General features: G+C 71.9%; 24 protein-coding genes. 12 read left to right on the top strand and 12 right to left on the bottom strand.

Going from position 1 to position 23,275, the window contains the following annotated elements; all coding sequences use genetic code 11:
- Nucleotides 1-76 precede the first annotated feature (76 nt).
- A complete protein-coding gene (locus tag ACZ6KO_RS17750) occupies nt 77-790 on the top strand; it encodes a helix-turn-helix domain-containing protein (RefSeq protein ID WP_469304853.1) in 714 nt (237 codons plus the stop codon).
- A 106-nt stretch (nt 791-896) separates the two neighbouring features.
- On the opposite strand, the gene ACZ6KO_RS17745 is transcribed toward ACZ6KO_RS17750, so the two are convergent.
- Nucleotides 897-1,922, bottom strand: a complete 1,026-nt coding sequence (locus ACZ6KO_RS17745) for an ATP-dependent 6-phosphofructokinase (RefSeq protein WP_469304852.1) — start codon at nt 1,920-1,922, stop codon at nt 897-899.
- A gap of 157 nt (nt 1,923-2,079) precedes the next feature.
- On the opposite strand from ACZ6KO_RS17745, the gene pta reads away from it, so the two are divergent.
- From pta to pyk, 3 genes are all read left to right on the top strand, one after another.
- Nucleotides 2,080-4,161 carry a phosphate acetyltransferase gene (gene pta / locus ACZ6KO_RS17740; RefSeq protein WP_469304851.1) on the top strand — a complete coding sequence of 694 codons (2,082 nt, stop codon included), beginning with the start codon at nt 2,080-2,082 and terminating at the stop codon, nt 4,159-4,161.
- A gap of 59 nt (nt 4,162-4,220) precedes the next feature.
- Complete coding sequence (locus tag ACZ6KO_RS17735; RefSeq protein ID WP_469305011.1) at nt 4,221-5,420, top strand: acetate kinase; 1,200 nt, start codon at nt 4,221-4,223, stop codon at nt 5,418-5,420.
- Nucleotides 5,421-5,481: 61 nt separating this feature from the next.
- Nucleotides 5,482-6,912 carry a pyruvate kinase gene (pyk, locus tag ACZ6KO_RS17730; RefSeq protein ID WP_469304850.1) on the top strand — a complete coding sequence of 477 codons (1,431 nt, stop codon included), beginning with the start codon at nt 5,482-5,484 and terminating at the stop codon, nt 6,910-6,912.
- A 102-nt stretch (nt 6,913-7,014) separates the two neighbouring features.
- Here pyk and ACZ6KO_RS17725 read toward each other — a convergent pair whose 3' ends face one another.
- From ACZ6KO_RS17725 to ACZ6KO_RS17710, 4 genes are all read right to left on the bottom strand, one after another.
- Complete coding sequence (locus ACZ6KO_RS17725) at nt 7,015-8,343, bottom strand: hypothetical protein (protein WP_469304849.1); 1,329 nt, start codon at nt 8,341-8,343, stop codon at nt 7,015-7,017.
- Nucleotides 8,333-8,869 carry a DUF6114 domain-containing protein gene (locus ACZ6KO_RS17720; RefSeq protein WP_469304848.1) on the bottom strand — a complete coding sequence of 179 codons (537 nt, stop codon included), beginning with the start codon at nt 8,867-8,869 and terminating at the stop codon, nt 8,333-8,335. The genes ACZ6KO_RS17725 and ACZ6KO_RS17720 overlap by 11 nt, the downstream gene beginning before the upstream one ends.
- Before the next feature lie 109 nt (nt 8,870-8,978).
- Nucleotides 8,979-9,620, bottom strand: coding sequence for a DUF6230 family protein (locus ACZ6KO_RS17715; RefSeq protein ID WP_469304847.1), 642 nt, complete (start codon nt 9,618-9,620; stop codon nt 8,979-8,981).
- 604 nt (nt 9,621-10,224) lie between these two features.
- Nucleotides 10,225-11,199: a tetratricopeptide repeat protein gene (locus ACZ6KO_RS17710; protein WP_469304846.1), complete on the bottom strand. Its 975-nt coding sequence runs from the start codon at nt 11,197-11,199 to the stop codon at nt 10,225-10,227.
- A 228-nt stretch (nt 11,200-11,427) separates the two neighbouring features.
- Between ACZ6KO_RS17710 and ACZ6KO_RS17705 the strand changes: the two genes are divergently transcribed.
- Nucleotides 11,428-12,075 carry a TetR/AcrR family transcriptional regulator gene (locus ACZ6KO_RS17705; protein WP_469304845.1) on the top strand — a complete coding sequence of 216 codons (648 nt, stop codon included), beginning with the start codon at nt 11,428-11,430 and terminating at the stop codon, nt 12,073-12,075.
- A gap of 161 nt (nt 12,076-12,236) precedes the next feature.
- Here the strand turns inward: ACZ6KO_RS17705 and ACZ6KO_RS17700 are convergent, their stop codons facing one another.
- The 4 genes from ACZ6KO_RS17700 to ACZ6KO_RS17685 form a co-directional block, all read right to left on the bottom strand.
- Nucleotides 12,237-13,937, bottom strand: coding sequence for an acyl-CoA mutase large subunit family protein (locus tag ACZ6KO_RS17700; RefSeq protein WP_469304844.1), 1,701 nt, complete (start codon nt 13,935-13,937; stop codon nt 12,237-12,239).
- A gap of 88 nt (nt 13,938-14,025) precedes the next feature.
- Nucleotides 14,026-14,355 (bottom strand): DUF3817 domain-containing protein, encoded by a 330-nt coding sequence (locus tag ACZ6KO_RS17695; protein ID WP_469304843.1) that lies wholly within the window; start codon nt 14,353-14,355, stop codon nt 14,026-14,028.
- A 43-nt stretch (nt 14,356-14,398) separates the two neighbouring features.
- A complete protein-coding gene (locus tag ACZ6KO_RS17690) occupies nt 14,399-14,908 on the bottom strand; it encodes a MarR family winged helix-turn-helix transcriptional regulator (protein WP_469304842.1) in 510 nt (169 codons plus the stop codon).
- A 21-nt stretch (nt 14,909-14,929) separates the two neighbouring features.
- Nucleotides 14,930-16,183, bottom strand: a complete 1,254-nt coding sequence (locus ACZ6KO_RS17685; RefSeq protein WP_469304841.1) for an MFS transporter — start codon at nt 16,181-16,183, stop codon at nt 14,930-14,932.
- Between the two features lie 172 nt (nt 16,184-16,355).
- Between ACZ6KO_RS17685 and ACZ6KO_RS17680 the strand changes: the two genes are divergently transcribed.
- Nucleotides 16,356-17,372, top strand: a complete 1,017-nt coding sequence (locus ACZ6KO_RS17680) for an ArsR/SmtB family transcription factor (RefSeq protein ID WP_469304840.1) — start codon at nt 16,356-16,358, stop codon at nt 17,370-17,372.
- A gap of 30 nt (nt 17,373-17,402) precedes the next feature.
- Nucleotides 17,403-18,473, top strand: a complete 1,071-nt coding sequence (locus tag ACZ6KO_RS17675) for a glycoside hydrolase family 6 protein (RefSeq protein WP_469304839.1) — start codon at nt 17,403-17,405, stop codon at nt 18,471-18,473.
- Between the two features lie 58 nt (nt 18,474-18,531).
- Here ACZ6KO_RS17675 and ACZ6KO_RS17670 read toward each other — a convergent pair whose 3' ends face one another.
- Nucleotides 18,532-18,828 carry an MTH1187 family thiamine-binding protein gene (locus ACZ6KO_RS17670; RefSeq protein WP_469304838.1) on the bottom strand — a complete coding sequence of 99 codons (297 nt, stop codon included), beginning with the start codon at nt 18,826-18,828 and terminating at the stop codon, nt 18,532-18,534.
- A complete protein-coding gene (locus ACZ6KO_RS17665; protein WP_469304837.1) occupies nt 18,825-19,184 on the bottom strand; it encodes a DUF3817 domain-containing protein in 360 nt (119 codons plus the stop codon). Before ACZ6KO_RS17665 ends, ACZ6KO_RS17670 begins: the two co-directional genes overlap by 4 nt.
- Nucleotides 19,185-19,379: 195 nt before the next feature.
- On the opposite strand from ACZ6KO_RS17665, the gene ACZ6KO_RS17660 reads away from it, so the two are divergent.
- The 5 genes from ACZ6KO_RS17660 (at nt 19,380) to ACZ6KO_RS17640 (ending at nt 22,195) form a co-directional block, all read left to right on the top strand.
- Nucleotides 19,380-20,018 carry an AIM24 family protein gene (locus ACZ6KO_RS17660; RefSeq protein WP_469304836.1) on the top strand — a complete coding sequence of 213 codons (639 nt, stop codon included), beginning with the start codon at nt 19,380-19,382 and terminating at the stop codon, nt 20,016-20,018.
- Nucleotides 20,018-20,668: an AIM24 family protein gene (locus tag ACZ6KO_RS17655; protein ID WP_469304835.1), complete on the top strand. Its 651-nt coding sequence runs from the start codon at nt 20,018-20,020 to the stop codon at nt 20,666-20,668. Before ACZ6KO_RS17660 ends, ACZ6KO_RS17655 begins: the two co-directional genes overlap by 1 nt.
- Before the next feature lie 14 nt (nt 20,669-20,682).
- Nucleotides 20,683-21,480, top strand: a complete 798-nt coding sequence (locus ACZ6KO_RS17650; RefSeq protein WP_469305010.1) for an AIM24 family protein — start codon at nt 20,683-20,685, stop codon at nt 21,478-21,480.
- A gap of 48 nt (nt 21,481-21,528) precedes the next feature.
- Nucleotides 21,529-22,032 (top strand): MarR family winged helix-turn-helix transcriptional regulator, encoded by a 504-nt coding sequence (locus ACZ6KO_RS17645; RefSeq protein ID WP_469305009.1) that lies wholly within the window; start codon nt 21,529-21,531, stop codon nt 22,030-22,032.
- A gap of 88 nt (nt 22,033-22,120) precedes the next feature.
- Nucleotides 22,121-22,195, top strand: coding sequence for a 50S ribosomal protein bL37 (locus ACZ6KO_RS17640; RefSeq protein WP_374211945.1), 75 nt, complete (start codon nt 22,121-22,123; stop codon nt 22,193-22,195).
- A 121-nt stretch (nt 22,196-22,316) separates the two neighbouring features.
- Here the strand turns inward: ACZ6KO_RS17640 and meaB are convergent, their stop codons facing one another.
- Nucleotides 22,317-23,273: a methylmalonyl Co-A mutase-associated GTPase MeaB gene (meaB, locus tag ACZ6KO_RS17635; protein ID WP_469305008.1), complete on the bottom strand. Its 957-nt coding sequence runs from the start codon at nt 23,271-23,273 to the stop codon at nt 22,317-22,319.
- Nucleotides 23,274-23,275 lie beyond the last annotated feature (2 nt).

Genomic DNA, 23,275 nt, shown 5'->3' with positions numbered 1-23,275 from the left:
GGAAAGCGGCCGAAAGTGCCGCACATCCTAGGACTTTCCTACGAGTTGTGACCTTGGGCGAACAACCTGTAGTCGGATGACCCTGCCAACTCCTACGGTGTGCCTCGTGCACCAGAGCCCCCCCTTCAACGCCCCCGCCGCCCGCCGCCTGCGGGCCGCGCTGGGCATGGCGCCCGGCCACGTCGCGTACGGACTGCGCGCCCAGTACGGAGTCCTCGTCGAACCCGAGACCGTCATGGCCTGGGAGCGCGGCGAGATCTCGCCGAGCCAGACGGAGCTGACCGCGCTGGCCGGCGTGCTGTGGTGCTCCCCCGGGGAGCTGCTCGCCGAACCGGTCACCCTGCGCGAGCACCGTGTCGCGCGGGGGCTGGCCCCCGACGAACTGGCCCGGCGGCTGGGCCTGGACGCGAACTCCTACCAGAAGATGGAGGACACCGGCCGCTGGAAGGGCAACGAGCGCCAGTCGGCGGCGCTGGCGACCGTCCTTCAGCTGACCCTGCCGCAGTTCGTGGCCGCCACCGGCAAGCAGGAGGAGCTCGCCGGACTGCTGCGCAGTGCGGTCACCACCCGCTGGCAGGCGTACGTCAAACCGCTCGCCAAGCTGCTGCCGGTGCCGCGCCCCCACCTGGAGCGGGTGCTCGGCAGGCTCCACGACGAGTACCAGGCGCGGATGGTGGCGACGCTCAGCTGGGGCGGCGCGGCCGGGGACGCCGGCAGCGGGGACGCGGGGCGGGAGTTCCTGGCCGGCATCGTGGACCGGTTCTGGGCGCTGGCGCGCTCGGCGGAGTGAGAGGACGGCCCCGGCCGGTCCGCGGCGGGAACCGAGCGGGGCCGAACGGCCGCGGGAAAAGGGGGCCAGGTTCGCCGGCTCCCGGCCCCCGCGCCCGCCGTACCGGTCAGAAGACCGATTCGGCCTCGAACATCCGCGACTCCGGGACGGTCTTGAGCTCGGTGACGGCCTCGGCCAGCGGCGCCATCACGATGTCGGTGCCGCGCAGGGCGGTCATGTTCCCGAAGTCGCCGCGGTGGACGGCCTCCACCGCGTGCCAGCCGAAGCGGGTGGCGAGCACCCGGTCGTACGCGGTCGGCGTGCCGCCGCGCTGGACGTGGCCGAGGATGACCGGGCGGGCCTCCTTGCCCAGGCGCCGCTCCAGCTCGACGGCGAGCCGGTTGCCGATGCCGGCGAAGCGCTCGTGACCGTACGCGTCGATCGCGCCCCGCTCGTACGGCATGGAGCCCTCGGCCGGGTGCGCGCCCTCGGCGACGCAGATGACGGCGAACTTCTTGCCGCGCGAGAAGCGCTCCTCGACCATCTTGACCAGGTCGTCCACCTCGAAGAGGCGCTCGGGCAGACAGATGCCGTGGGCGCCGCCGGCCATGCCGGACTCCAGGGCGATCCAGCCGGCGTGCCGGCCCATGACCTCGACGACCATCACGCGCTGGTGGGACTCGGCGGTGGTCTTCAGGCGGTCTATGGCCTCGGTGGCGACCGTGACGGCGGTGTCGAAGCCGAAGGTGCGGTCGGTGGAGGAGATGTCGTTGTCGATGGTCTTGGGCACGCCCACGACCGGCATGCCGGCGTCGGAGAGCATCCGGGCGGCCGTCAGGGTGCCCTCGCCGCCGATCGGGATCAGGGCGTCGATGCCGTAGCGCGTGGCCAGTTCCTGGGCGTTCTCGGCGGCTTCGTGCAGCCGGGCACGCTCCATGCGGGCGGAGCCCAGAATCGTTCCGCCACGGGCCAGGATCCCGCTGACCTCGTTGATGCCGAGGGGGCGGTAGTGCCCGTCGAGCAGGCCCTTGAAGCCGTCCTCGAAGCCGATGACCTCGTCGCCGTGGCCCACGAGCGCACGGTGGACGACCGAGCGGATGACAGCGTTGAGGCCCGGGCAGTCGCCGCCCGCGGTGAGAACTCCGATACGCATCGTGCTGTGTCTCCTGCTCCTGGTCGTGGGGCTTTCGGCCCACGCTCGCGGGCCCTTTTTCCTGGCGGGCGCACTATCCATCCGCAAGGGTATTGTCAAGAGGTCAAGCCCACCTTAACTGGGAATTTCGACTCGTGAGCACGGACGGAGAGCACGCGTGACGCGCAGCGTGTACGTGACCGGTATCGACCGGGGGGACGGCCGGCAGGTCGTCGAGCTGGGAATCATGGAAATGCTGACCCGCCAGACCGGCCGCGTCGGTGTCTACCGGCCACTGCTGCACGATGCGCCGGACCGGCTCTTCGACCTGCTCAAGGCCCGCTACCGGCTGGAGCAGGACGCCTCGACGGCGTTCGGCATGGACTACCACGACGCCTCGGTGATCCTGGCCGAGAAGGGCACCGACGAGCTGGTCTCCCAGCTGGTCGACCGCTTCCACCGGGCCGCCCGCGACTACGAGGTCATGCTGGTCCTCGGCACCGACTACGCCGAGACCAACCTCCCCGACGAGCTCGCGCTCAACGCGCGGCTGGCCAACGAGCTCGGCGCGGTCGTCGTCCCCGTGGTCGGCGGCACCAAGCAGTCCGCCGAGGCCGTGCGCGCCGAGGCCCGCAACGCCTACCGCGCCTACGAGAGCCTGGGCTGCGAGGTCGTCGCCATGGTGGTCAACCGGGTGGCCGCCGAGGACCGCGAGGTCATAGCCGGGCGGCTCGCCGCCCGGCTGCCCGTGCCCTGCTACGTGCTGCCGGACGACAAGTCGCTCTCCGCCCCGACGGTCGCCCAGATCACCCGCGCGCTCGGCGGCGAGGTGCTGCTCGGCGACGAGGCGGGCCTGGCCCGGGACGCGCTGGACTTCGTCTTCGGCGGCGCGATGCTGCCGAACTTCCTCAACGCCCTGACCCCCGGCTGCCTGGTCGTCACCCCCGGCGACCGCTCCGACCTGGTGGTCGGCGCGCTGGCCGCGCACACCTCCGGCACCCCGGCCATCGCGGGCGTGCTGCTCACCCTGAACGAGCGCCCGGCCCCGCACATCCTGGACATGGCCTCGAAGCTGGCGCCCGGCACCCCGGTGGTCTCGGTGGCCGGCAACAGCTTCCCGACGGCCGCCGAACTCTTCTCGCTGCAGAGCCGGCTGAACTCCGCCACCCCGCGCAAGCTGGAGACCGCGCTGGGCCTGTTCGAACGGCACGTGGACACCGGCGAGCTGCGCGACCTGCTGTCGGTGGCCCGCTCCGAGCGCGTCACGCCGATGATGTTCGAGCACGAGCTGCTGGAGCGGGCCCGGTCCGACCGGCGCCGGGTCGTGCTGCCCGAGGGCACCGAGGAGCGGGTGCTGCGCGCCGCGGACGTGGTGCTGCGCCGGGGGGTGTGCGACCTGACCCTGCTCGGCGAGGAGCAGGCGATCCTGAAGAAGGCCGCCGACCTGGGCGTCGACGTCTCCGGTGCGCAGCTGATCGACCCGGCCACCTCCCGGCTGCGGGAACGGTTCGCCGAGTACTACGCCCAGGCCCGTGCCCACAAGGGCATGACGGTCGAGCTGGCCGCCGACGTGGTCACCGACGTCAACTACTTCGGCACGCTGATGGTCCAGATGGGCCTGGCCGACGGCATGGTCTCCGGTTCGGTGCACTCCACGGCCGCGACCATCCGGCCGGCCTTCGAGATCATCAAGACCAAGCCGGAGGCAGCGATCGTCTCCTCGGTCTTCTTCATGTGCCTGGCCGACAAGGTCCTCGTCTACGGCGACTGCGCGGTCAACCCGGACCCGGACGCCGAGCAGCTCGCGGACATCGCCGTCCAGTCGGCCGCCACCGCCGCCGCCTTCGGCGTCGAGCCCCGGATCGCGATGCTGTCGTACTCCACCGGCACCTCCGGCTCGGGCGCGGACGTGGACAAGGTGCGCAAGGCCACCGAGATCGTCCGCGAGCAGCGGCCCGACCTGCTGATCGAGGGCCCGATCCAGTACGACGCGGCCGTGGAGCCGTCGGTGGCGGCGACCAAGCTGCCGGGCTCCGAGGTGGCCGGGCGGGCGACCGTACTGATCTTCCCGGACCTCAACACGGGCAACAACACGTACAAGGCCGTGCAGCGCTCCGCGGGCGCGGTCGCGGTCGGGCCGGTGCTGCAGGGTCTGCGCAAGCCGGTCAACGACCTCTCGCGCGGGGCGCTGGTGCAGGACATCGTCACCACGGTGGCGATCACCGCCATCCAGTCCCAGGCCCCGGCGCCGTCCCTCTAGCCCGCCCCGCCCACCCCTCCCCCACCGCCAGCGAAGGAAAGACCCTGATCGTGACCGCCGTGACCGCCTCGCGCGTACTCGTCCTCAACTCCGGCTCCTCGTCCCTGAAGTACCAGCTGCTCGACATGGCCGACGGCTCCCGGCCGGCCGCCGGCCTGGTGGAGCGGATCGGGGAGGAGAGCTCCCGGCTGGTGCACGAGCCGGCGGGCGGCGCGAAGCGCGAGCAGCTCGGCCCGATCGCGGACCACGACGCGGCGCTGAAGGCGGTCGCGGCGGAGCTGGCCGCCGACGGCATGGGCCTGGACTCCCCCGAACTGGCGGCGGTGGGCCACCGGGTGGTGCACGGCGGGACCCGTTTCACCCGGCCGACCGTGATCGACGACGAGGTGCTCGCCGAGATCCGCGCGCTGGTGCCGCTGGCGCCGCTGCACAATCCGGCGAACATCACCGGGATCGAGGTGGCCCGCGCGCTGCGCGCGGACCTGCCGCAGGTGGCGGTCTTCGACACCGCCTTCCACGCGACGATCCCGGACTACGCCGCCCAGTACGCGATCGACGCGGAGACCGCCGCCCGGTACGCCATCCGGCGGTACGGCTTCCACGGCACCTCGCACGCGTACGTCTCCCGGGCGGCCGCGGAGCTGCTGGGCAAGGCGCCCGAGGACGTCAACGTGATCGTGCTGCACCTGGGCAACGGCGCGTCGGCCTCGGCGGTGCGCGGCGGGGTGTGCGTGGACACCTCGATGGGCCTGACCCCGCTGGAGGGCCTGGTCATGGGCACCCGCTCGGGCGACCTGGACCCGGCGGTCGTCTTCCACCTGGCGCGGGTGGGCGGCATGTCGGTGGACGAGATCGACTCGCTGCTGAACAAGAAGAGCGGTCTGCTGGGGCTGTGCGGCGACAACGACATGCGCGAGGTGCTGCGCCGGGCGGGCGAGGGCGACGAGGCGGCGCGGAACGCCTTCGCGACGTACGTCCACCGGCTGAAGAAGTACATCGGCGCGTACGCGGCGGTGCTCGGCCGGGTGGACGCGGTGGTGTTCACGGCCGGGGTGGGGGAGAACGCGGCCGCGGTGCGGGAGGCTGCGGTGGCGGGTCTGGAGGAGCTCGGTCTCGCGCTCGACCTGGAGGCGAACGCGGAGCGCTCGTCGCGGCCGCGGCTGATCTCGGCGGAGTACGCACGGGTGGCGGTGGCCGTGATCCCGACGGACGAGGAGCTGGAGATCGCCACCCAGGCCTACGAGCTCGTTACTCAGTAGTCACTTGGACTTTCCACCAGACGGAATATTCCGCTACGAAACAAACCGATAGGATCCGTCCATGCGCCGTTCCAAAATCGTCTGCACGCTGGGCCCCGCCGTCGACTCGCTCGAGCAGCTGAAAGCTCTCATCGAGGCCGGTATGAACGTGGCCCGATTCAACTTCAGCCACGGATCCCAGGCAGAACACCAGGAGCGGTACGACCGCGTCCGCCAGGCCTGCGAGGAGACCGGCCGCGCGGTCGGCGTCCTCGCCGACCTCCAGGGGCCGAAGATCCGCCTGGAGACCTTCGCCGAGGGTCCGGTCGAGCTGGTGCGCGGTGACGAGTTCACCATCACCGTCGAGGACGTCCCGGGCGACAAGTCCATCTGCGGCACCACCTACAAGGGCCTGCCGGGCGACGTCGCCGTGGGCGACCCGGTCCTGATCAACGACGGCAACGTCGAGCTGCGGGTCGTCGAGGTCGACGGCACCCGGGTCAAGACGGTCGTCGTCGAGGGCGGTGTCATCTCCGACCACAAGGGCATCAACCTGCCCGGCGCGGCGGTGAACGTCCCGGCCCTGTCCGAGAAGGACGTCGACGACCTCCGCTTCGCGCTCCGCATGGGCTGCGACATGGTCGCGCTGTCCTTCGTCCGCGACGCCAACGACGTCAAGGACGTCCACAAGGTCATGGACGAGGAGGGCCGCCGGGTCCCCGTCATCGCCAAGGTGGAGAAGCCGCAGGCCGTGGAGAACATGGCGGCCGTGGTCGACGCGTTCGACGCGGTCATGGTGGCCCGCGGCGACCTGGCCGTCGAGTACCCGCTCGAGAAGGTCCCGATGGTCCAGAAGCGGCTCATCGAGATGTGCCGCCGCAACGCCAAGCCGGTGATCGTCGCGACCCAGATGATGGAGTCGATGATCACCAACTCCCGGCCGACCCGCGCCGAGGCCTCCGACGTCGCCAACGCCATCCTGGACGGCGCGGACGCGGTCATGCTGTCGGCCGAGTCCTCGGTGGGCGCGTACCCGATCGAGACCGTGAAGACGATGTCGAAGATCGTCACCGCGGCCGAGGAGGAACTGCTCTCCAAGGGCCTGCAGCCGCTGGTCCCGGGCAAGAAGCCGCGCACCCAGGGCGGTTCCGTCGCGCGTGCGGCCTGCGAGATCGCCGACTTCCTGGGCGGCAAGGCGCTCATCGCCTTCACCCAGTCCGGCGACACCGCCCGCCGCCTCTCGCGCTACCGCGCGATCCAGCCGATCCTGGCCTTCACCACCGACCACAACACCCGCAACCAGCTCACGCTGAGCTGGGGCGTGGAGTCGTACATCGTCCCGCACGTGGACACCACCGACGCGATGGTCGACCTGGTGGACGGCGAGCTGCTGAAGCTCGGCCGCTACAACGACAACGACATCATGGTCATCACCGCCGGCTCGCCCCCCGGCGTCCCGGGCACGACCAACATGGTCCGCGTCCACCACCTCGGCGGCGGCGACCGCGACTGACGCCCCACACGCACCACCTGCCGCACAGCAGCGAGGGCGGTGTCCCGGCCCCCCGGAAGGGGACCGGGACACCGCCCTCGGGCGTTTCCCCTGCCGCGCCGGTCAGTTCTCCGGCGGACCGATGTAGTTCTTCAGGCCCGGGACGGTGAGTGTGCCGCCGAACTGGCCGGCCTGGACGACCTTGACGTCCGTGAAGAACGCGAAGGGGACGTTCAGGGGCGGCGGGCTGGTCGGGCTGAACTCGATGGGGATGATCCCGAAGAGGTTGCCCTTGAGCGACTCGGTGTACATCGTCACCGTGCCGCCGCGAATCTTGGACGTGGAGCCCGGGCGCGACTTCAGGTGGGCGATGTTCGAGCCCTTGCCGACGGTCTGGTAGAGGTCCTTGATGTCGAGCGAGTCCGCCGTGAACTTCAGGACCTTCTTGGTCTTGCCGCTACCCGTCTTCACCTCGACGATGCCCTCGTAGTCGAGGCCGTAGAGGGTCAGCAGGGAGCTGTCGAGGTACCAGGGCTCGTCCGGCAGGAGCGGGATGCCGGGTTCGAGCTGGGCGTCGGCGAGGGCCTGGGCGTCCAGGGTCGGGCACGGGAACGGCTGCTTGCCGTCGGTGGCCTTGTCCTTGTCCTTGTCCGCCTCGTCCGCCTTGTCGTCGGCGTCCTTGTCGTCCTTGGTGCCCGTCTCGTCCTTCGGGTTCTTGGCCGTGTCCTTGACGTCCTCGGACAGCTCCTCGACCTCGACGCCGGCCTTCTTGGCCGCCTCGCGGATGGCCTCGGCCGCCGGGTCCTTGGCCGCCGGCTTGGCCGGGTCCGCGGGCGTCGGCGGCTTGGCCGGCGGGGTCGCGGTGGACGTCGGCGCCGGGGTGGCCGGAGTCGTCGCGTCCTTCGGCTTGCCGAGATCGTCGAAGAAGTCCTTGATCTTGTCGCCGACACCCAGCGGGTCCAGCGGGTTCGCGGTCTTCGTCGGGGAGGGGCTCGTGGACGGAGCGGTCGTCGGGGTGCCCTGCTTCGCGGCGGCCGGCGGACCGGTCGGCTTGCTGCCGGGTGCCGTGGCCGACGGGGACACGCCGGGCTTCGGCGTGTTCGACGCGCCGGGCGAGGCACCCGGCGACGGCTTCGCATCCGGCGTCTTCGTCGGGGACGCCGACGCGGACGCGGACGGCGAGGGCGACGCCGACTGCGTGGGCTCGTCGGACCGCGTCACGCACGGTCCCGGCGCGAACGGGATCTCCTTGTCGTCCGCGACGGCCAGCTTGGGGGCCATGCCCATCCCGACGAACACCGCCGTCGGCATCGCGGCCAGCGCCATGGTCCTGCCGACGGGTATCTGGAACTTCGTCAGCAGCGACTTCCTGGGCGCCGCGTGGCGCGGGCCCCTCTTCTCACGGGACTCTCCGTCACGGGCCGCGGCCCGCTGCGTCTCGTCACCCCGCACTGTTCCTCCCGCCGTCGGCGTGGGCAGTCTTCTCTGTCGCGTAGCCGGTCTCCGTCTCCCGCGGTGCGGGAACGGCAGCGGTGGTCGCGAGGGGCTGTACGTCGGGCTCGGATGCCGCTTCGGGCACACCCGGCACCCAGGCCAGGGCGAGGCTGCCGCCGACCAGTGCGAAGATCAGGCCCAGGAACCAGCCGCCGAGGTTGGACAGCGGCAGGGAGACCAGGCCGAGCAGGATCGCGGCGACGCCGGCGAAGACCCGGACCCCCTGCTGGAACCAGAGCGTGAGCCCCAGGGTGATGAGCAGGATCCCGATGATCAGCGAGCCGGAGCCGGTCGTGGTGGCCAGCGTCACCGAGACGTTCGCCAGCCGGGTGTCGCCGAACGGGAAGTAGATGATCGGCGCGCCGGCCAGCATGGTGAACAGCCCGGCCCAGAACGGCCGCTTGCCCGTCCAGGTGTGGAAGCGGTAGTACACCACGGTGAGCCAGTGGTCGTCAGCGGCGTTGACCGGGGCCTGGGGGTTCATGGACAACAGCTCCCTGAAACGGTGGTACGAAGACTTCGGTGTCGCGCCCGGACGGGCGGACGGGACGACAGTGCCGCCCGCCCGGCCGGTCAAGCAACACGAGGACGGACTACTTCTCGTCCTGGTAGCACGGCTGGTCGCCGCTGAGCAGACGCAGCTTGAGGTCGGGCAGCGTGAAGGTGCCCGCCGTCGTCGCCCACGCCTTCTGGCGCACGTTCGTCAGCGTCGCCGTCTTGGCGCGCTGCGAGAACGCGAACGGGCTGGAGACCGTGCCCGGCTGCGGCTTGGTGGGGTTGGTCTGGTCGCCCACCGCGACACCGATGTCGAGCTGCTCGAACTTGGCGTCCGCGTCCAGCTCGGCGACGTCCAGGTAGATGTTCTGGGCGACCGCCGGACGGCCCTTGTGGCCCGTCTGCAGCTTCAGGGTGATGTTGCCGAGGCCGGGCACCGGGGTGACCAGCGACTGGCACATGTTGGTGATCTTGGCCTCGCGGAAGCCGGAGATGGTGACCGGGTGGTGCTGCGGGTCACCCTTGAGGCTGTGGCCCTCGGCGATGCCGCCGTACTGGATCAGGTCCTGACCGACGAGTTCGTCGGCGCGCACCTTGAAGTCCTGTCCGGAGACGCTGAAGGACGCCGCGAGAGCGCCCTGCGCCAGACCCACACCGACCGCGGCGGTGGCCGCGATGCTCGGGACCATGACGAGCGCGAAGCGCTTCCATCTGGTCCCGCCACGAACCTGGGAATTCATGTTGTTCCTCCTTCTCGGACGTACATCTCCGGTCCGGGCCCTGCCCGTTCCTGGGATGGGAGAAGTGCTACGTCCTCGGGAAGGAGCGCAGGCGCGCCGTGCCGCGGATCCGCGTCAGGTACACCGGCGATCACCCCCGAGCGACAACCACTGGGCCACGCGTCCGCGCAACCTGGAGGACAGGCCCTGCCGGGTACGGCAAGGACCCCCCTGTCCTTCGGCCGGTGCACTGCCACCGGCCGGCCCGGTGGGGACCCGTCTCCGCGGCTCCGGGTGAGCGGCTCTGCGGGACGGACCGAGCGTGGCCGATCGTGGTCCATTCGCGGCCGGGGCACAAGGGGGTTCGTTACTGGCGGGTAACGGCTGGATAACCGGGGTACGACCCAATGCGGTCCACCCGCGACGCTGGGTGCCACCGAGGGCCATGACAGATGCCCTGAATCGCGGAGGAACCGGGCAGATCCAGGGGTTCGATTTACTGCGAGTAACAGCGGCCGCGATTGCCAAGTTTTGGCAAAGTGCGGCCGCTGTTTGTCTCCGTGTCAACAAATCGCCGGGTGCCGGACGCCCTCACGGGGCCGGGCCGGCACCGGCCGGCGCGGCGCTAGAAGAGCACCCGCGCGAGCGCCGCACGGGCCGCCGTGACCCGGGGGTCGTCCGCCCCGATGACTTCGAACAGCTCCAGCAGCCGCACGCGCACGGCGTCCCGGTCCTCGCCCGCGGTGACGCGGACGGTGTCCACCAGCCGCCCGAAGGCGTCCTCGACGTGACCGCCGACCAGGTCCAGGTCCGCGGCGGCGATCTGGGCGGCCGGGTCCTTGGGGTCGGCGGCGGCCGCGGCCCGCACCTCCTGCGGGTTCATGCCCTGCACACGGCTCAGCAGCTCGGCCTGCGCGAGCCCCAGCCTGGCCTCCGGGTGACCCGGGTCCTCGGCGAGCACGTTCTTGTACGCCTGGACGGCTCCGCCCAGGTCACCGGCGTCGAGCGCGGACATCGCCGCTTCCAGCAGCGCGTCGTACGGGCCGGCCTGTACGGCCGCCGGCTCGCCCGGCGCACCCCCCTCGGCGGCGGGGTCGACGGTGATGCCGGTGAGCCCGAAGCGCTCCTCGGCGACCTGGATCAGCTGGGCGAGGGTCTCGCGGACCTGCGCTTCGGGCGCCGCGCCCTGGAACAGGGGCAGTGCCTGGCCGGCGACGACGGCGAAGACCGCCGGGATGCCCTGGATGCCGAACTGCTGCACGAGCATCTGGCTGGCGTCCACGTCGACCCGGGCCAGCACGAAGCGGCCGGCCGCCTCGGCGGCGAGCCGCTCCAGGAGCGCGCCGAGCTGCTGGGAGGCCTCGGAACGCTCCGCGCGGAAGTCGATGACCACCGCGACCTCGGTGGAGCGCTGGAGCACGTCGCGCTCGAAGCCGGCCTCGTCTACGTCGAAGACGAGCGCCGACGGCGGTACGGCACCGCCGCCACCGTGCCGGGCGGCCTCGGCGCGCGCCTGCTCGGCCTTGGCCTTGGCCTCGCCGGCCGCCTTCACCGCGGCGAGGTCGACGACGCCGCTCATGGACATGTTTCTGGGCTGCATGCGTACATCCTCCCCCGTGTGCGCGCGCCGACGAAAAAGATCGCCTGAAATGAACCGCCCGGAATGAACGGGGCGCCGGGTCCCCACCTGGCGCCGGTAGCTGGGCGTGGTTGTCGCTCTTACGCTACGAGCCGTAGCGTAACTCTCCCGGGCGTCCGGCGCCCCGTGATCTCAGACACAGCGTCAGGGGCCGGAACGGTTCCCCTACCGACCGGTATGGTCTCGGCCATGCGACACCCACGTTCCGGAACGACAGGTTCCGTCTCCGGGGGACGGACCGGACGGCCCCGCAGCGCCGAGGCGGACGCCGCGATCCTCGGGGCGACCCGGGACGCACTGTGCGAACTGGGCTGGTCCAAGCTGACGATGGGGGACGTCTCGGCGCGGGCCGGGGTCGCCAAGACCACCCTGTACCGGCGCTGGGCGGGCAAGAACGAGCTGGTCGTGGACGCCGTCGCGGAACTCTTCGACACCCTCGAGCTCCCCGACCGCGGCTCGCTGGAGGCCGACATCGAGTACGTCGTCCTGCAGTTCGCCGCGCTGCTGCGGCGGCCGGAGGCCCGTACCGCCCTGATGGCGGTCGTCGCCGAGTCCACCCGGGACGAGGCCCTGCGCGACCGGATCCGGTCGGCGATCGTGGACCGGCAGAAGCGCCTGGTCGTCCTGGGCCGCGAACGTGCCCAGGCCCGCGGTGAACTCCCCTACGAGGAGGACACCGCGCTCGCCGGGCGCACCACGGACCTGATCTTCGACGTGATCGCCGGAACCGTGGTCCACCGCGCCCTGGTCAGCTCCGAACCGGTGGACGAGCTGTGGGTGGCCACCTTCACGGCCCTGCTGATGCACGGCCTCCAGGGCGCCGCGGGCACCCCCTGACCCGCGCCGGGCCGCGCCGCGCCGTGCCGGGCCGCGCCGTGCCGTGCCGGAAAGGAAAATGCCGGCCGCGGCGCCACGGCAGGTGGCGCCACGGCAGGTGGCGCCACGACCGGCGGGGAAGAACCGCCCCGGCCCGGCCGGAAGCCGGGCCGGAAGCCCGGTCAGAAGCCCGGCGGCTCGGTGTAGGTGCCCCACTCCTCGCGCAGCACGTTGCAGATCTCGCCCAGGGTCGCCTCGGCCCGTACGGCGTCCAGCATGGCCGGGATCATGTTCGAGCCGTCGCGCGCGGCGGCCAGCATGGCGTCGAGCGAGGCCTTCACCTGCGCGTCGTCCCGCCGCTCCTTGCGCGCGCCCAGCAGGCGGACCTGCTCCCACTCCACCTCGTGGCTGACCCGCAGGATCTCCAGGTCGCCGGTGACCGAGCCGTGGTGCACGTTGACCCCGACGACCCGCTTGTCGCCCTTCTCCAGCGCCCGCTGGTACTGGAACGCTGACTCGGCGATCTCGCCGGTGAACCAGCCGTCCTCGATACCGCGCAGGATGCCCGAGGTGATCGGCCCGATCGGGTGCTTGCCGTCCGGGTGGGCGCGCAGGCCGCGCTCCTTGATCTGTTCGAAGATCTTCTCGGCGTCGGCCTCGATGCGGTCCGTGAGCTGCTCGACGTACCAGGAGCCGCCCAGCGGGTCGGCCACGTTGGCCACCCCGGTCTCCTCCATGAGCACCTGCTGGGTGCGCAGGGCGATCTCGGCGGCCTGCTCGCTGGGCAGGGCGAGGGTCTCGTCGAGGGCGTTGGTGTGCAGCGAGTTGGTCCCGCCGAGCACGGCGGCCAGCGCCTCCACGGCGGTGCGCACGACGTTGTTGTACGGCTGCTGCGCGGTCAGCGAGACACCGGCGGTCTGCGTGTGGAAGCGCAGCCACAGGGACTTCTCGTTCTGCGCCCCGTAGACCTCCTTCATCCAGCGCGCCCAGATCCGGCGGGCGGCGCGGAACTTGGCGATCTCCTCGAAGAAGTCGACGTGCGCGTCGAAGAAGAAGGACAGGCCGGAGGCGAAGTGGTCCACGTCCAGGCCGCGGGAGAGCCCGAGCTCCACGTACCCGAAGCCGTCGGCGAGGGTGTAGGCGAGCTCCTGCGCGGCCGTGGCCCCGGCCTCGCGGATGTGGTAGCCGGAGACGGACAGCGGCTTGTAGGCCGGGATGCCCTTCGCGCAGTACTCCATGAGGTCGCCGATGAGGCGCAGGTGCGGCTCGGGCTCGAAGAGCCACTCCTTCTGCGCGATGTACTCCTTGAAGATGTCGGTCTGGAGCGTGCCGTTGAGCACGGCCGGGTCGACCCCCTGGCGCTCGGCGGCGACCAGGTACATGCAGAAGGCGGGCACGGCGGGCCCGGAGATGGTCATGGAGGTGGTGACGTCGCCGAGCGGGATGTCCTTGAACAGGACCTCCATGTCGGCGGCGGAGTCGATGGCGACACCGCAGTGCCCGACCTCGCCGAGCGAGCGCGGGTCGTCGGAGTCCCGGCCCATGAGGGTCGGCATGTCGAAGGCGACGGAGAGCCCGCCGCCGCCGGCGGCCAGGATCATCTTGTAGCGCTCGTTGGTCTGCTCGGCGTTGCCGAACCCGGCGAACTGCCGGATGGTCCAGGTCCGGCCGCGGTAGCCGGTGGCGTGCAGGCCGCGGGTGTACGGGTACTCCCCCGGCCAGCCGATCCGCTCGAAGCCCTCGTACGTGTCGCCGGGCCGGGGTCCGTAGACCGGATCGACGGCATCGCCGGAGAGCGTGGTGAAGTCGGCGTCGCGCGTGCGAGCCCTGTCATAACGGGCCTGCCAGCGGCGGCGGCCCTCCTCGATGGCGTCAGCGTCCATACCCACGAATTTACTAGGACGTCCTAGTAAATGTCGATGGCCCACCCCGGGGAGTCCTCCCCTGGGTGGGCCGGAAAGCCCGGACGGACTACGCGTCCGCGGTCGCCAGACGGTCCGTGATCAGCGGCTCGACCTCGGAGCGGACCGTGCGCTCGACGAAGAAGGCGGCCAGCGGAATGGTGCCCGACAGCATGACCCAGATCATCTTCCCGAACGGCCACTTGGCCTTGGAGCTCAGGTCGAGGGCGAAGACCAGGTAGATCATGAACAGGACGCCGTGGACCTGGGAGACCACGAGCGTCAGGTCGGCACCCTTGTCGAAGCCGTACTTGAAGACCATGCACGTGCACAGCACGAGGAGCATGACGGCGGTGGCGAAGGCCATCACCCGGTACCGGGTCAGCACGCTGCGTTTCATGCCCTTGAGCGTAGCCGTCCGTTTTGCTCGATCTTGACGGGGGCTACCTCTCGTCGAAGTCCTCGGCGGCCACGCGCAGCGGCCGCAGCATCGCGAAGATCTCCGCGCACTCCTCCGCGTCGTACACGCCCAGCCCGAACTCCATCGCCATCAGCTCCCGGGTCGCCGCCTCCACCACCTCGCGGCCCTTGTCGGTGATCGAGGCGAGGGTGCCGCGCCCGTCGTTGGGATTGGGCCGCTTGGCCACCAGGCCGGACTTCACCAGGCGGTCCACCGTGTTCGTCACGGAAGTCGGGTGGACCATCAGCCGCTCGCCGATCTTCGACATGGGCAGCTCGCCGGCCTTCGAGAAGGTCAGCAGCACCAAAGCCTCGTAGCGCGCGAAGGTCAGGCCGTACGGCTTGACGACGGCGTCCACCTCGGCGAGGAGGATCTGGTGCGCCCGCATGATCGAGGTGATGGCGGCCATCGACGGCACGGGACCCCAGCGCTGCTGCCAGAGTTCGTCGGCGCGGGCGATGGGGTCGAAGGGAAGGCTGAGCGGCTTGGGCACGCCTCAGACCTTACCGGCCGGTCATTTGGTGGCCAGGCCCGTCTCATCCTTCGATCGCGCCGGCGCGGGCGCGGCCCCGGGAGCGGTGGCGCGCAGCTCACCGAGGAGCCACAGGACGCAGACCGTACCGAGGGCGCCCGCCCCGGCCACGACCACGTGCAGCGGCAGGAACTCGGCGGCCAGGCCGGCCAGCGCCATCCCGGCCCCCTGAAGGGTCATCAGCCCGGTGCTCAGCAGGGTCATGGCCCGGCCGCGCGCCTCCTCGGGGACCGTCTCGACGTACCACTGGTCGAGGCCGAGGGTGTACGCGTGGGCCAGACCCGCCAGCACCAGGACGGCGAGCAGGACCGGTACGCCCGGCCGCGCGAGGTAGCCGAGCAGCGGCAGCAGGCCCACGGCCGCCAGCGGGAAGACGATGCGGGAGCGGGTCCGGGCACTGAGCCGGGAGCCGGCCCACAGCTCGCCCGCGATCGTCCCGACGGGCAGCGCGCACATCAGCAGCCCGAGCGCGACGGTGCCCGCGCCCAGCCCGTCGACGTACGGGGCCATGAGGGCCTCGGGCACCACGACGAAGAACGAGGGCACCCAGAACATCAGGGTCAGCGCCCGCGTACGGCGCGCGCCCAGGACGGCGCGCACTCCGGCGAGCGGAGAGGTACGGGCGGCCCGGCCGGCGCGGGCGGGGCGGGCCCGGGTCCCGAACCGCAGCAGCAGCGCGGAGCCGGCGAAGCCGGCGGCGGTCAGGGCGATGGCGGCGCGCGGGGCGACGACGGCGAGGAGCAGGCCGCCCAGGCCGAAGCCGACGAGCTGCGCGCTCTGGGCGACCATGCGCAGCAGCGAGCGGCCGAGGACGAAGGCGTCGCCGGGCCCGAGGATGTCGGCGAGCGAGGCGTTGCGGGTGCCCTGGAAGAGGGGCGCGACGACGGCCATCGCGCACCGCAGCGCGAGCAGCACGGCGACGGGCGTCCCGGGCACCACCATCGCGGCGGCGCAGCCGGCGCACACGAGGTCGCAGACCACGAGCACCCGGCGGGCCGGGTACCGGTCGGCCACGGGGGCGAGCAGGGTGCCGCCGATCACGTAGGGCAGGAACCCGAGCGCGAAGGTCAGCGCACTCATGAGGGGCGACCCGGTGAGCCGGTAGACGAGGACGGTGAGCGAGATCTCGGCGACGACGACGCCGAGCACGCTGAGCAGATGGGCGGCGAAGACGGCCCGGAACTCGCGGACGCGGAAGACGGACCGGTATCCGGTGGAAGGGGAGGAGGTGGGCATGTCCCGAGCGTGGGGCGTGGGGTGCGCGGGACCGAGAGATTCGGCGGTGACCGAATGTCGGGGCGCACGGCCCCTTGTCCCCGGCCCGGCGCGCGGGGACAGTGAGAGCGACGCGACGACCCCGGTACCCCTCGGGCCCGACGGCCGGGGGGACGACCCCCTTTCGAGGACCATGCCGCTCCACCACCGCTTCACCCCCGCCGACCTGCTGCGGTGCCGGTTCGCCATCTCGCCGCTCTGGGAGACCCAGGAGGCCGTCCGCACTCTGCTGCGGCCCCATCGCCAGGCCTATCACCTGCCGTGGCTGCGCCGGATCCGGGCCGCCGCCGACCAGCTCGACCTCTCACCCCTGTGGCTGCTGATGCCCCGCAGCGGCCACAGCCCCGATCTGCTCAGCCCTCCCCCGCTCGGCCCCACCACCGCCTTCGAGGACGAGCTGGACCGGGTCCGCGCCACCGACCCCGCCCTGGCCCGCGAAGACCTCCGCAGGGCCCTCGCCTCGACGCCCGGCGCGCTGGACACCCCCACCGGCCGTCGGTTCCTCGCCGATCCCGCCCGGGCCGTGGAGACCATCGCCGACCTCATGGCCCGGGCCTGGTACGGCCTCATCGAGCCCCACTGGCCGCGCCTGCGGGCCCTGCTGGAGGCGGACATCCTCTTCCACTCGCGCCGGCTGGCGGAGGGCGGCCTGGAGGAGCTGTTCGACGGCCTGCACCCCGAAGTGCGCTGGCACGGCCCGACGAACACCCTCACCCTCGACCGCCGCTCCCACCACGACCGCGAACTCGGCGGTCAGGGCCTGCTCCTGATGCCCAGCGCCTTCATCTGGCCCAATGTCGCCGGCGGCTTCGACCCGCCCTGGCAGCCGACCGTCGTCTACCCCGCGCGCGGGATCGGCGCGCTGTGGACGCGGACGGCCGAGCGGACCCCCGACGCGCTGGCGCGGCTGCTGGGCCGCGCACGGGCCGACGTCCTGTGCGCGCTGCACGAGCCGGCGTCCACCACCGCCCTCGCCCACCGGCTGCGGCTCGCGCCCTCCACGGTGTCCGCGCACCTGAAGGCCCTGCACGGGGCCGGGCTGCTCCAGCCGCACCGCCGGGGTCACCAGGTGCTGTACGAGCGCACGCCGCTCGGCATCGCCCTGGCGGCCGGAGCCGCCCCGGGAGCCGACGCCCCCGTGGTGTCGTGAGGCTCCGTCACCTGTCCCCCATGTCACGATATGCGGGTGCCGGACCCCGCTCGCGGGCGCCTCGCGCCCCTCGCCCCGCTCCTGGCCCTGCTCCTGGCGGCCCTGACCGCCGCCTGTTCGTCGTCCTCCGGCCGGTCCGCCCCGCCCGCCCCCGCTCCCCCGGCCGGACCGGCCGCGTCCGCGCCGTCGGCCGACGCGGACGGGGACACGGACGCGGACACCGACGCCTCCCCCTTCTGGGTCGACCCCCGCAGCGCCGCCGCCCGTCAGGTGGCCGCGTGGGACGCCCGGGGGCGCAGTGGTGACGCCCAGGTGCTGCGCCGGATCTCCGAGCAGCCGATGGCCCTGTGGGGCGCGCCCCGTGATCCGGGCCGGGAGATCAGGCGGGCGGCGGGTCAGGCCCGGGCGGACGGGCGGACGCTGGTCCTCACGGCGCACCACCTGCCGTACCGTGCCTGCGGCTCGCGGGCGGCCGGTGGCGCCGCGCACGCACCGGCGTACCGGAAGTGGCTCGACGCCTTCGCCGCCGCCATCGGTGACGCGAAGGCGGTCGTCGTCCTGGAGCCGGACGCGGTGGTGCACCTGGTGGACGGCTGCACCGAGGGCGCGCGCCACGAGGAGCGCTACCGGCTGCTGTCGGAGGCCGTCGGCCGGCTCAAGAAGCAGCGCCACACGCGGGTGTACCTGGACGCGGGCGGACCGGCCTCGGTGCCCGACGCCGGCCGGCTCGCCCGGCCGCTCCTGAAGGCGGGCCTGGCGCGGGCGGACGGCTTCGCGGTGAACGTCGCGGGGTTCGGGTCCGTCACGGCCGCCCGGGCGTACGGCGCGCGGATCTCCGAGGAGACGGGCGGCGAGCACTTCGTGATCGACACCGGCCGGGCCGGTGACGGGCCGCCGCCCGGTGAGGGCCCCCGCGCGTGGTGCAACCCGCCCGGGCGCTCGCTGGGCCCGGCGCCGACCGACCGGACGGGCGACCCGCTGGTCGACGCGTACCTGTGGGTCAGGCGGCCCGGGGAGTCGGACGGCCCCTGCCGGGGCGGCCCGCCGGAGGGTGCGTGGTGGCCGGACTACGCGCTGGGCCTGGCCCGGCGCGCCCGCTGACGCCGGCGCCGGCCGCACCCGGTGACGGCGGCTCCGGCCACGCCCGCGCGCGAGGTGATCAGCCGGCGGCCAGGTGCCGTTCGACCGTCTCGACCTTGGAGTCGAGGCCGCCCGTCACGCCGGGGCGGATGTCGGCCTTCATGACGACGGAGACCCGGGGCGCCCGCTCCTCGACGGCGGCGACGGCGCGCTTGACCACGTCCATGACCTCGTCCCAGTCACCCTCGATGGAGGTGAACATGGCGTCGGTGCGGTGGGGCAGGCCGGACTCGCGCACGACGCGGACGGCGTCGGCGACGTACTCGCCGACCTCTTCGCCGACGCCCAGCGGGGTCACGGAGAAGGCGACGATCACGCGGTGGCGCCTTCCTTGCCGGCGGCGTCGCGGGCGCGGGCCGCGATCACGCTGTCGGCCTCGTCGCGCTTGAGCAGCTTGTCGCCGTAGAGCCCGCCGAAGGGGATCAGGGCGAGGACGAAGAAGAGGGCGACCTTCTTCACCGGCCACTTGGCGCGGTTCCACACGTCCAGCAGGAAGAGCGCGTAGAGGACGAACAGGATGCCGTGGATGATGCCGAGCGGCATCATCAGGAAGTCGATGTCGGAGACCCGGCTCAGCAGCGAGCCGAAGATCAGCAGGGCCGGGAACGACAGTGCCTCGGGCACGGAGATGAGGCGCAGCCGGTGCAGGGCGGAAGCGGTCTTGATGTCCACGGGGAACCTTCGGGAGGGCGGCCTGGGTCGGTTCCAGTGTGTCAGCCCTTTTTGCTGGATCTTGACCGGGGGCCCCGGCCCCGGCCCGGGCGCCCGGACCCGCTCCCGCCCACCGGCTCCGACGCGTGGCGATCGCGCCGGATGTCGGGCCATGGGGCCCTGTTCGGGTCCGCCCGCTGCCGATAACGTCTTCCCGTGGCTCAGTTCCGACTCCAAGGCAGCAAAGTGCTTGCCGTAGACCTCTCCGGCGATACCGTCAAGGCCAAGAACGGCTCGATGGTCGCCTACGACGGCCAGATGGCCTTCAAGAAGATGACCGGTGGTGGTGAGGGCCTGCGCGGCATGGTCACCCGCCGCCTGACCGGTGAACAGATGACCGTGATGGAGGTACAGGGGCACGGCACCTGCTACTTCGCCGACCGCGCCAGTGAGATCAATCTGGTCGCTCTCCGCGGCGAGAAGCTGTACGTCGAGTCCAGCAACCTGCTGTGCACGGACGGGGGGCTGCGCACCGGCACGACCTTCACCGGCCTGCGCGGCGCGACCTCGGGCAACGGCCTGTTCACCACGACCGTCGAGGGCACCGGCCAGGCGGCGATCATGTCGCACGGGCCGGCGGTGGTGATGCGCGTCAGCGCCCAGTACCCGCTCTCGGTCGACCCGGGGGCGTACATCGCGCACACCGGCAACCTCCAGCAGCACTTCCAGTCCGGGGTGAACTTCCGCACCTTCATCGGGGAGGGTTCGGGCGAGGCCTTCCAGATCCGCTTCGAGGGCGAGGGACTCGTCTACGTGCAGCCCAGCGAGCGCAACACCATCGGGGGCGACGTCTGATGCCGTTCCGCGAGATCAATTCGAAGATGGTCGAGGCCCAGGTCGTTCCGGGGCAGCGCATGTACAGCCAGCGCGGCGCGATGCTCGCCTACCGCGGCGACGTCTCCTTCACCCCGGACATCACCGGCGGCCAGGGCGGCGTCATGGGCATGATCGGGCGCCGGGTGGCGAACGAGCAGACCCCGCTGATGACGGTCGAGGGCAGCGGCACGGTGATGTTCGGCCACGGCGGCCACCACATCCAGGTGATCAACCTGACCGGCGAGACCCTCTACGTCGAGGCGGACCGGCTGCTGGCCTTCGACGGCACGCTCCAGCAGGGCACGATGTTCATGGGCTCGCAAGGCGGTGTCATGGGCATGGTGCGCGGCCAGGTGACCGGGCAGGGCCTGTTCACGACCACGCTCAAGGGCCACGGCGCGGCGGCGGTCATGGCGCACGGCGGGGTCATCGAGCTCCCGATCACGCCGAACCGCCCGGTCCACGTGGACCCGCAGGCGTACGTCGCCCACCATGGCGAGGTGCGCAACAAGCTCTCGGCGGCGCTGGGCTGGCGGGACATGGTGGGGCGCGGTTCGGGCGAGGCGTTCCAGCTGGAGCTGTCCGGCCAGGGCGCGGTGTACGTACAGGCCTCGGAGGAGAAGCTGTGAATTTCGGTCCCGTGATGGCCGGCCCCGGCGGCCCGACGGTCTTCGACCCGTACACCCTTCCTTCCGACGACAACGTCAACGCCTACACCTTCTGCGTGGAGCTCAAGGGGAGCCAGTGGTTCCTGCAGAAGGGCAAGATGATCGCCTACTACGGGCAGATCGAGTTCAACGGCATCGGCCACGGCCGCTTCGAGCGGCTGCTGCGCACGAGCTTCCACTCGCCGCTGCACGCGAGCGACTGGGTGGTGGCGGAGGGGCAGGGCAAGATGCTGCTGGCCGACCGCGCCTTCGACGTGAACTCCTTCGACCTGGACAACGGGAACCTGACGATCCGGTCGGGCAACCTGCTGGCGTACCAGCCGTCCCTGGCGCTCAAGCAGTCGATCGTCCCCGGTTTCCTGACCCTGATCGGAACCGGGAAGTTCGTGGCGGCGTCCAACGGTCCGGTGGTGTTCATGGAGCCGCCGCTGCGCGTGGACCCGCAGGCCCTGGTCGGCTGGGCGGACTGCCCGTCGCCGTGCCACCACTACGACCACGGCTACATGTCCGGGGTGATGGGCGGGCTGCGCCAGCTCACCGGGATCGGCGGCACGTCGGGCGAGGAGCACCAGTTCGAGTTCATGGGGGCGGGCACGGTCCTGCTCCAGTCCACGGAGCTGCTGATGGCCGAGCAGCCGGTGGGGGCGGTCGGCGCGGAGCCGGGCATCCCCGGCCAGGGCCACGGGCACGGCCAGCAGGGTCCCCTGGGGCAGCTGGGCGTCCCGCGGATGCCGGGCCAGCTGGGTGATCTCCAACGCCGCTTCGGCCTGTAATGTTTGTACGAAATTCAACTTTTTAGGTAGAGTTCATTCATGGAGACCATGGAGACCGAGACGGCCACCCTCCCCCAGACTCCGTCGGGAGGGACCCCTTGGCTGACCGACGCCGAGCAGTGCGCCTGGCGCACCCACCTGGACGTCAGCAGACTGCTGATGCACCAGCTGGAAAAGGATCTCCAGCCCTTCGGCCTCACCAACAACGACTACGAGATCCTCGTGAACCTCTCGGAGTCGCCGGAGCACCGGATGCGGATGAGCGACCTCGCGACCGCGACGCTGCAGTCCAAGAGCCGGCTGTCCCACCAGATCACCCGGATGGAGACCGCGGGCCTGGTGACCCGCGTGAACTGCGAGTCCGACCGGCGCGGGCTGTACGCCGTGCTGACGGACGAGGGCATGGAGACGATGCGCAAGGTCGCACCGCACCACGTGGCGTCGGTGCGCCGCCACTTCATCGACCTGCTGCCGCCGGAGGCGCTGGCGGCCCTGCACGCCTCGCTGCTCCCGGTCGCGGAGCACCTGCGCGACCACCGCGGCAAGCCGTAGGGGCCGGGGCTTCCCGGCGGGCGGCGGCCCGGGGCCGACCCTAGACTGGCCGTGCCACGAATGTCCCCCGACGAGGGAGATGCGCACGATGTCCAAGCGAGGGAACAAGCGCCGGGCCCGCAAGAAGAAGAGCGCGAACCACGGCAAGCGCCCCAACGCCTGACCGCCCGGCCGGGGCCGTACGGTCCCGGCCGCGCATGGAGGAAGGCCGGGCGGACCGCATCGAGCGGCCCGCCCGGCCTTCCGTCGTCCCGCGCGGGACGCGGGAGCCGTACGGAGCCGGACTAGGGCGTGTCCGTCAGCGTGGCCAGCAGGGCGTCCGAGGCCGCGTACGGGTCCAGCTCGCCGGCCGCGACCCGCGCCGCGAGCGCGCCGAGGTGGACGTCGCCGTGCAGGTCCGCGATCCGCGCCCGCAGGGCCGTGACGGCGATCGTCTCGACCTCGCGCGCCGCCCGCGCCGTACGCCGCTCGGCGAGCACCCCGTGCTCGTCCATCCACGCCCGGTGCTTCTCCAGCGCCTCGACCACCTCGTCGACGCCCTGGGCCCGCGCGGCGACCGTCTTGACGATCGGCGGCCGCCAGTCCCCCGGTCCCCGGGACTCCCCCAGGCCCAGCATGTGGTTCAGCTCCCGGGCCGTCGCGTCGGCGCCGTCCCGGTCGGCCTTGTTGACCACGTACACGTCGCCGATCTCCAGGATGCCCGCCTTGGCGGCCTGGATCCCGTCCCCCATGCCGGGGGCCAGCAGCACCACGCAGGTGTCCGCCTGGGCGGCGATCTCCACCTCCGACTGGCCGACGCCGACGGTCTCCACCAGGATCACGTCGCACCCCGCCGCGTCCAGCACGCGGATGGCCTGCGGAGCCGCCCACGACAGGCCGCCCAGGTGGCCGCGGGTGGCCATCGAGCGGATGTAGACGCCGGGATCGGAGGCGTGGTCGGACATCCGGACGCGGTCGCCGAGCAGCGCCCCGCCCGAGAAGGGCGAGGAGGGGTCCACGGCCAGGACCCCGACCCGCTTGCCGGCCCGCCGGTACGCCGACACCAGCGCCGACGTCGACGTCGACTTGCCGACGCCGGGCGAGCCGGTCAGGCCCACGACGTAGGCTCCGCCGGTCAGCGGGGCCAGCGCCGCCATCACCTCGCGCAGCTGCGGGGACGCCCCCTCCACCAGTGAGATCAGCCGGGCCACGGCCCGCGGCCTGCCCTCACGGGCCTGGGCCACCAGCGAGGGGACGTCCACCG

The sequence above is a fragment of the Streptomyces sp. NPDC042102 genome (assembly GCF_055582305.1).
The sequence above is the reverse complement of the archived record's forward strand: the minus strand, read 5'-3'. Positions and strand labels throughout refer to the sequence as shown.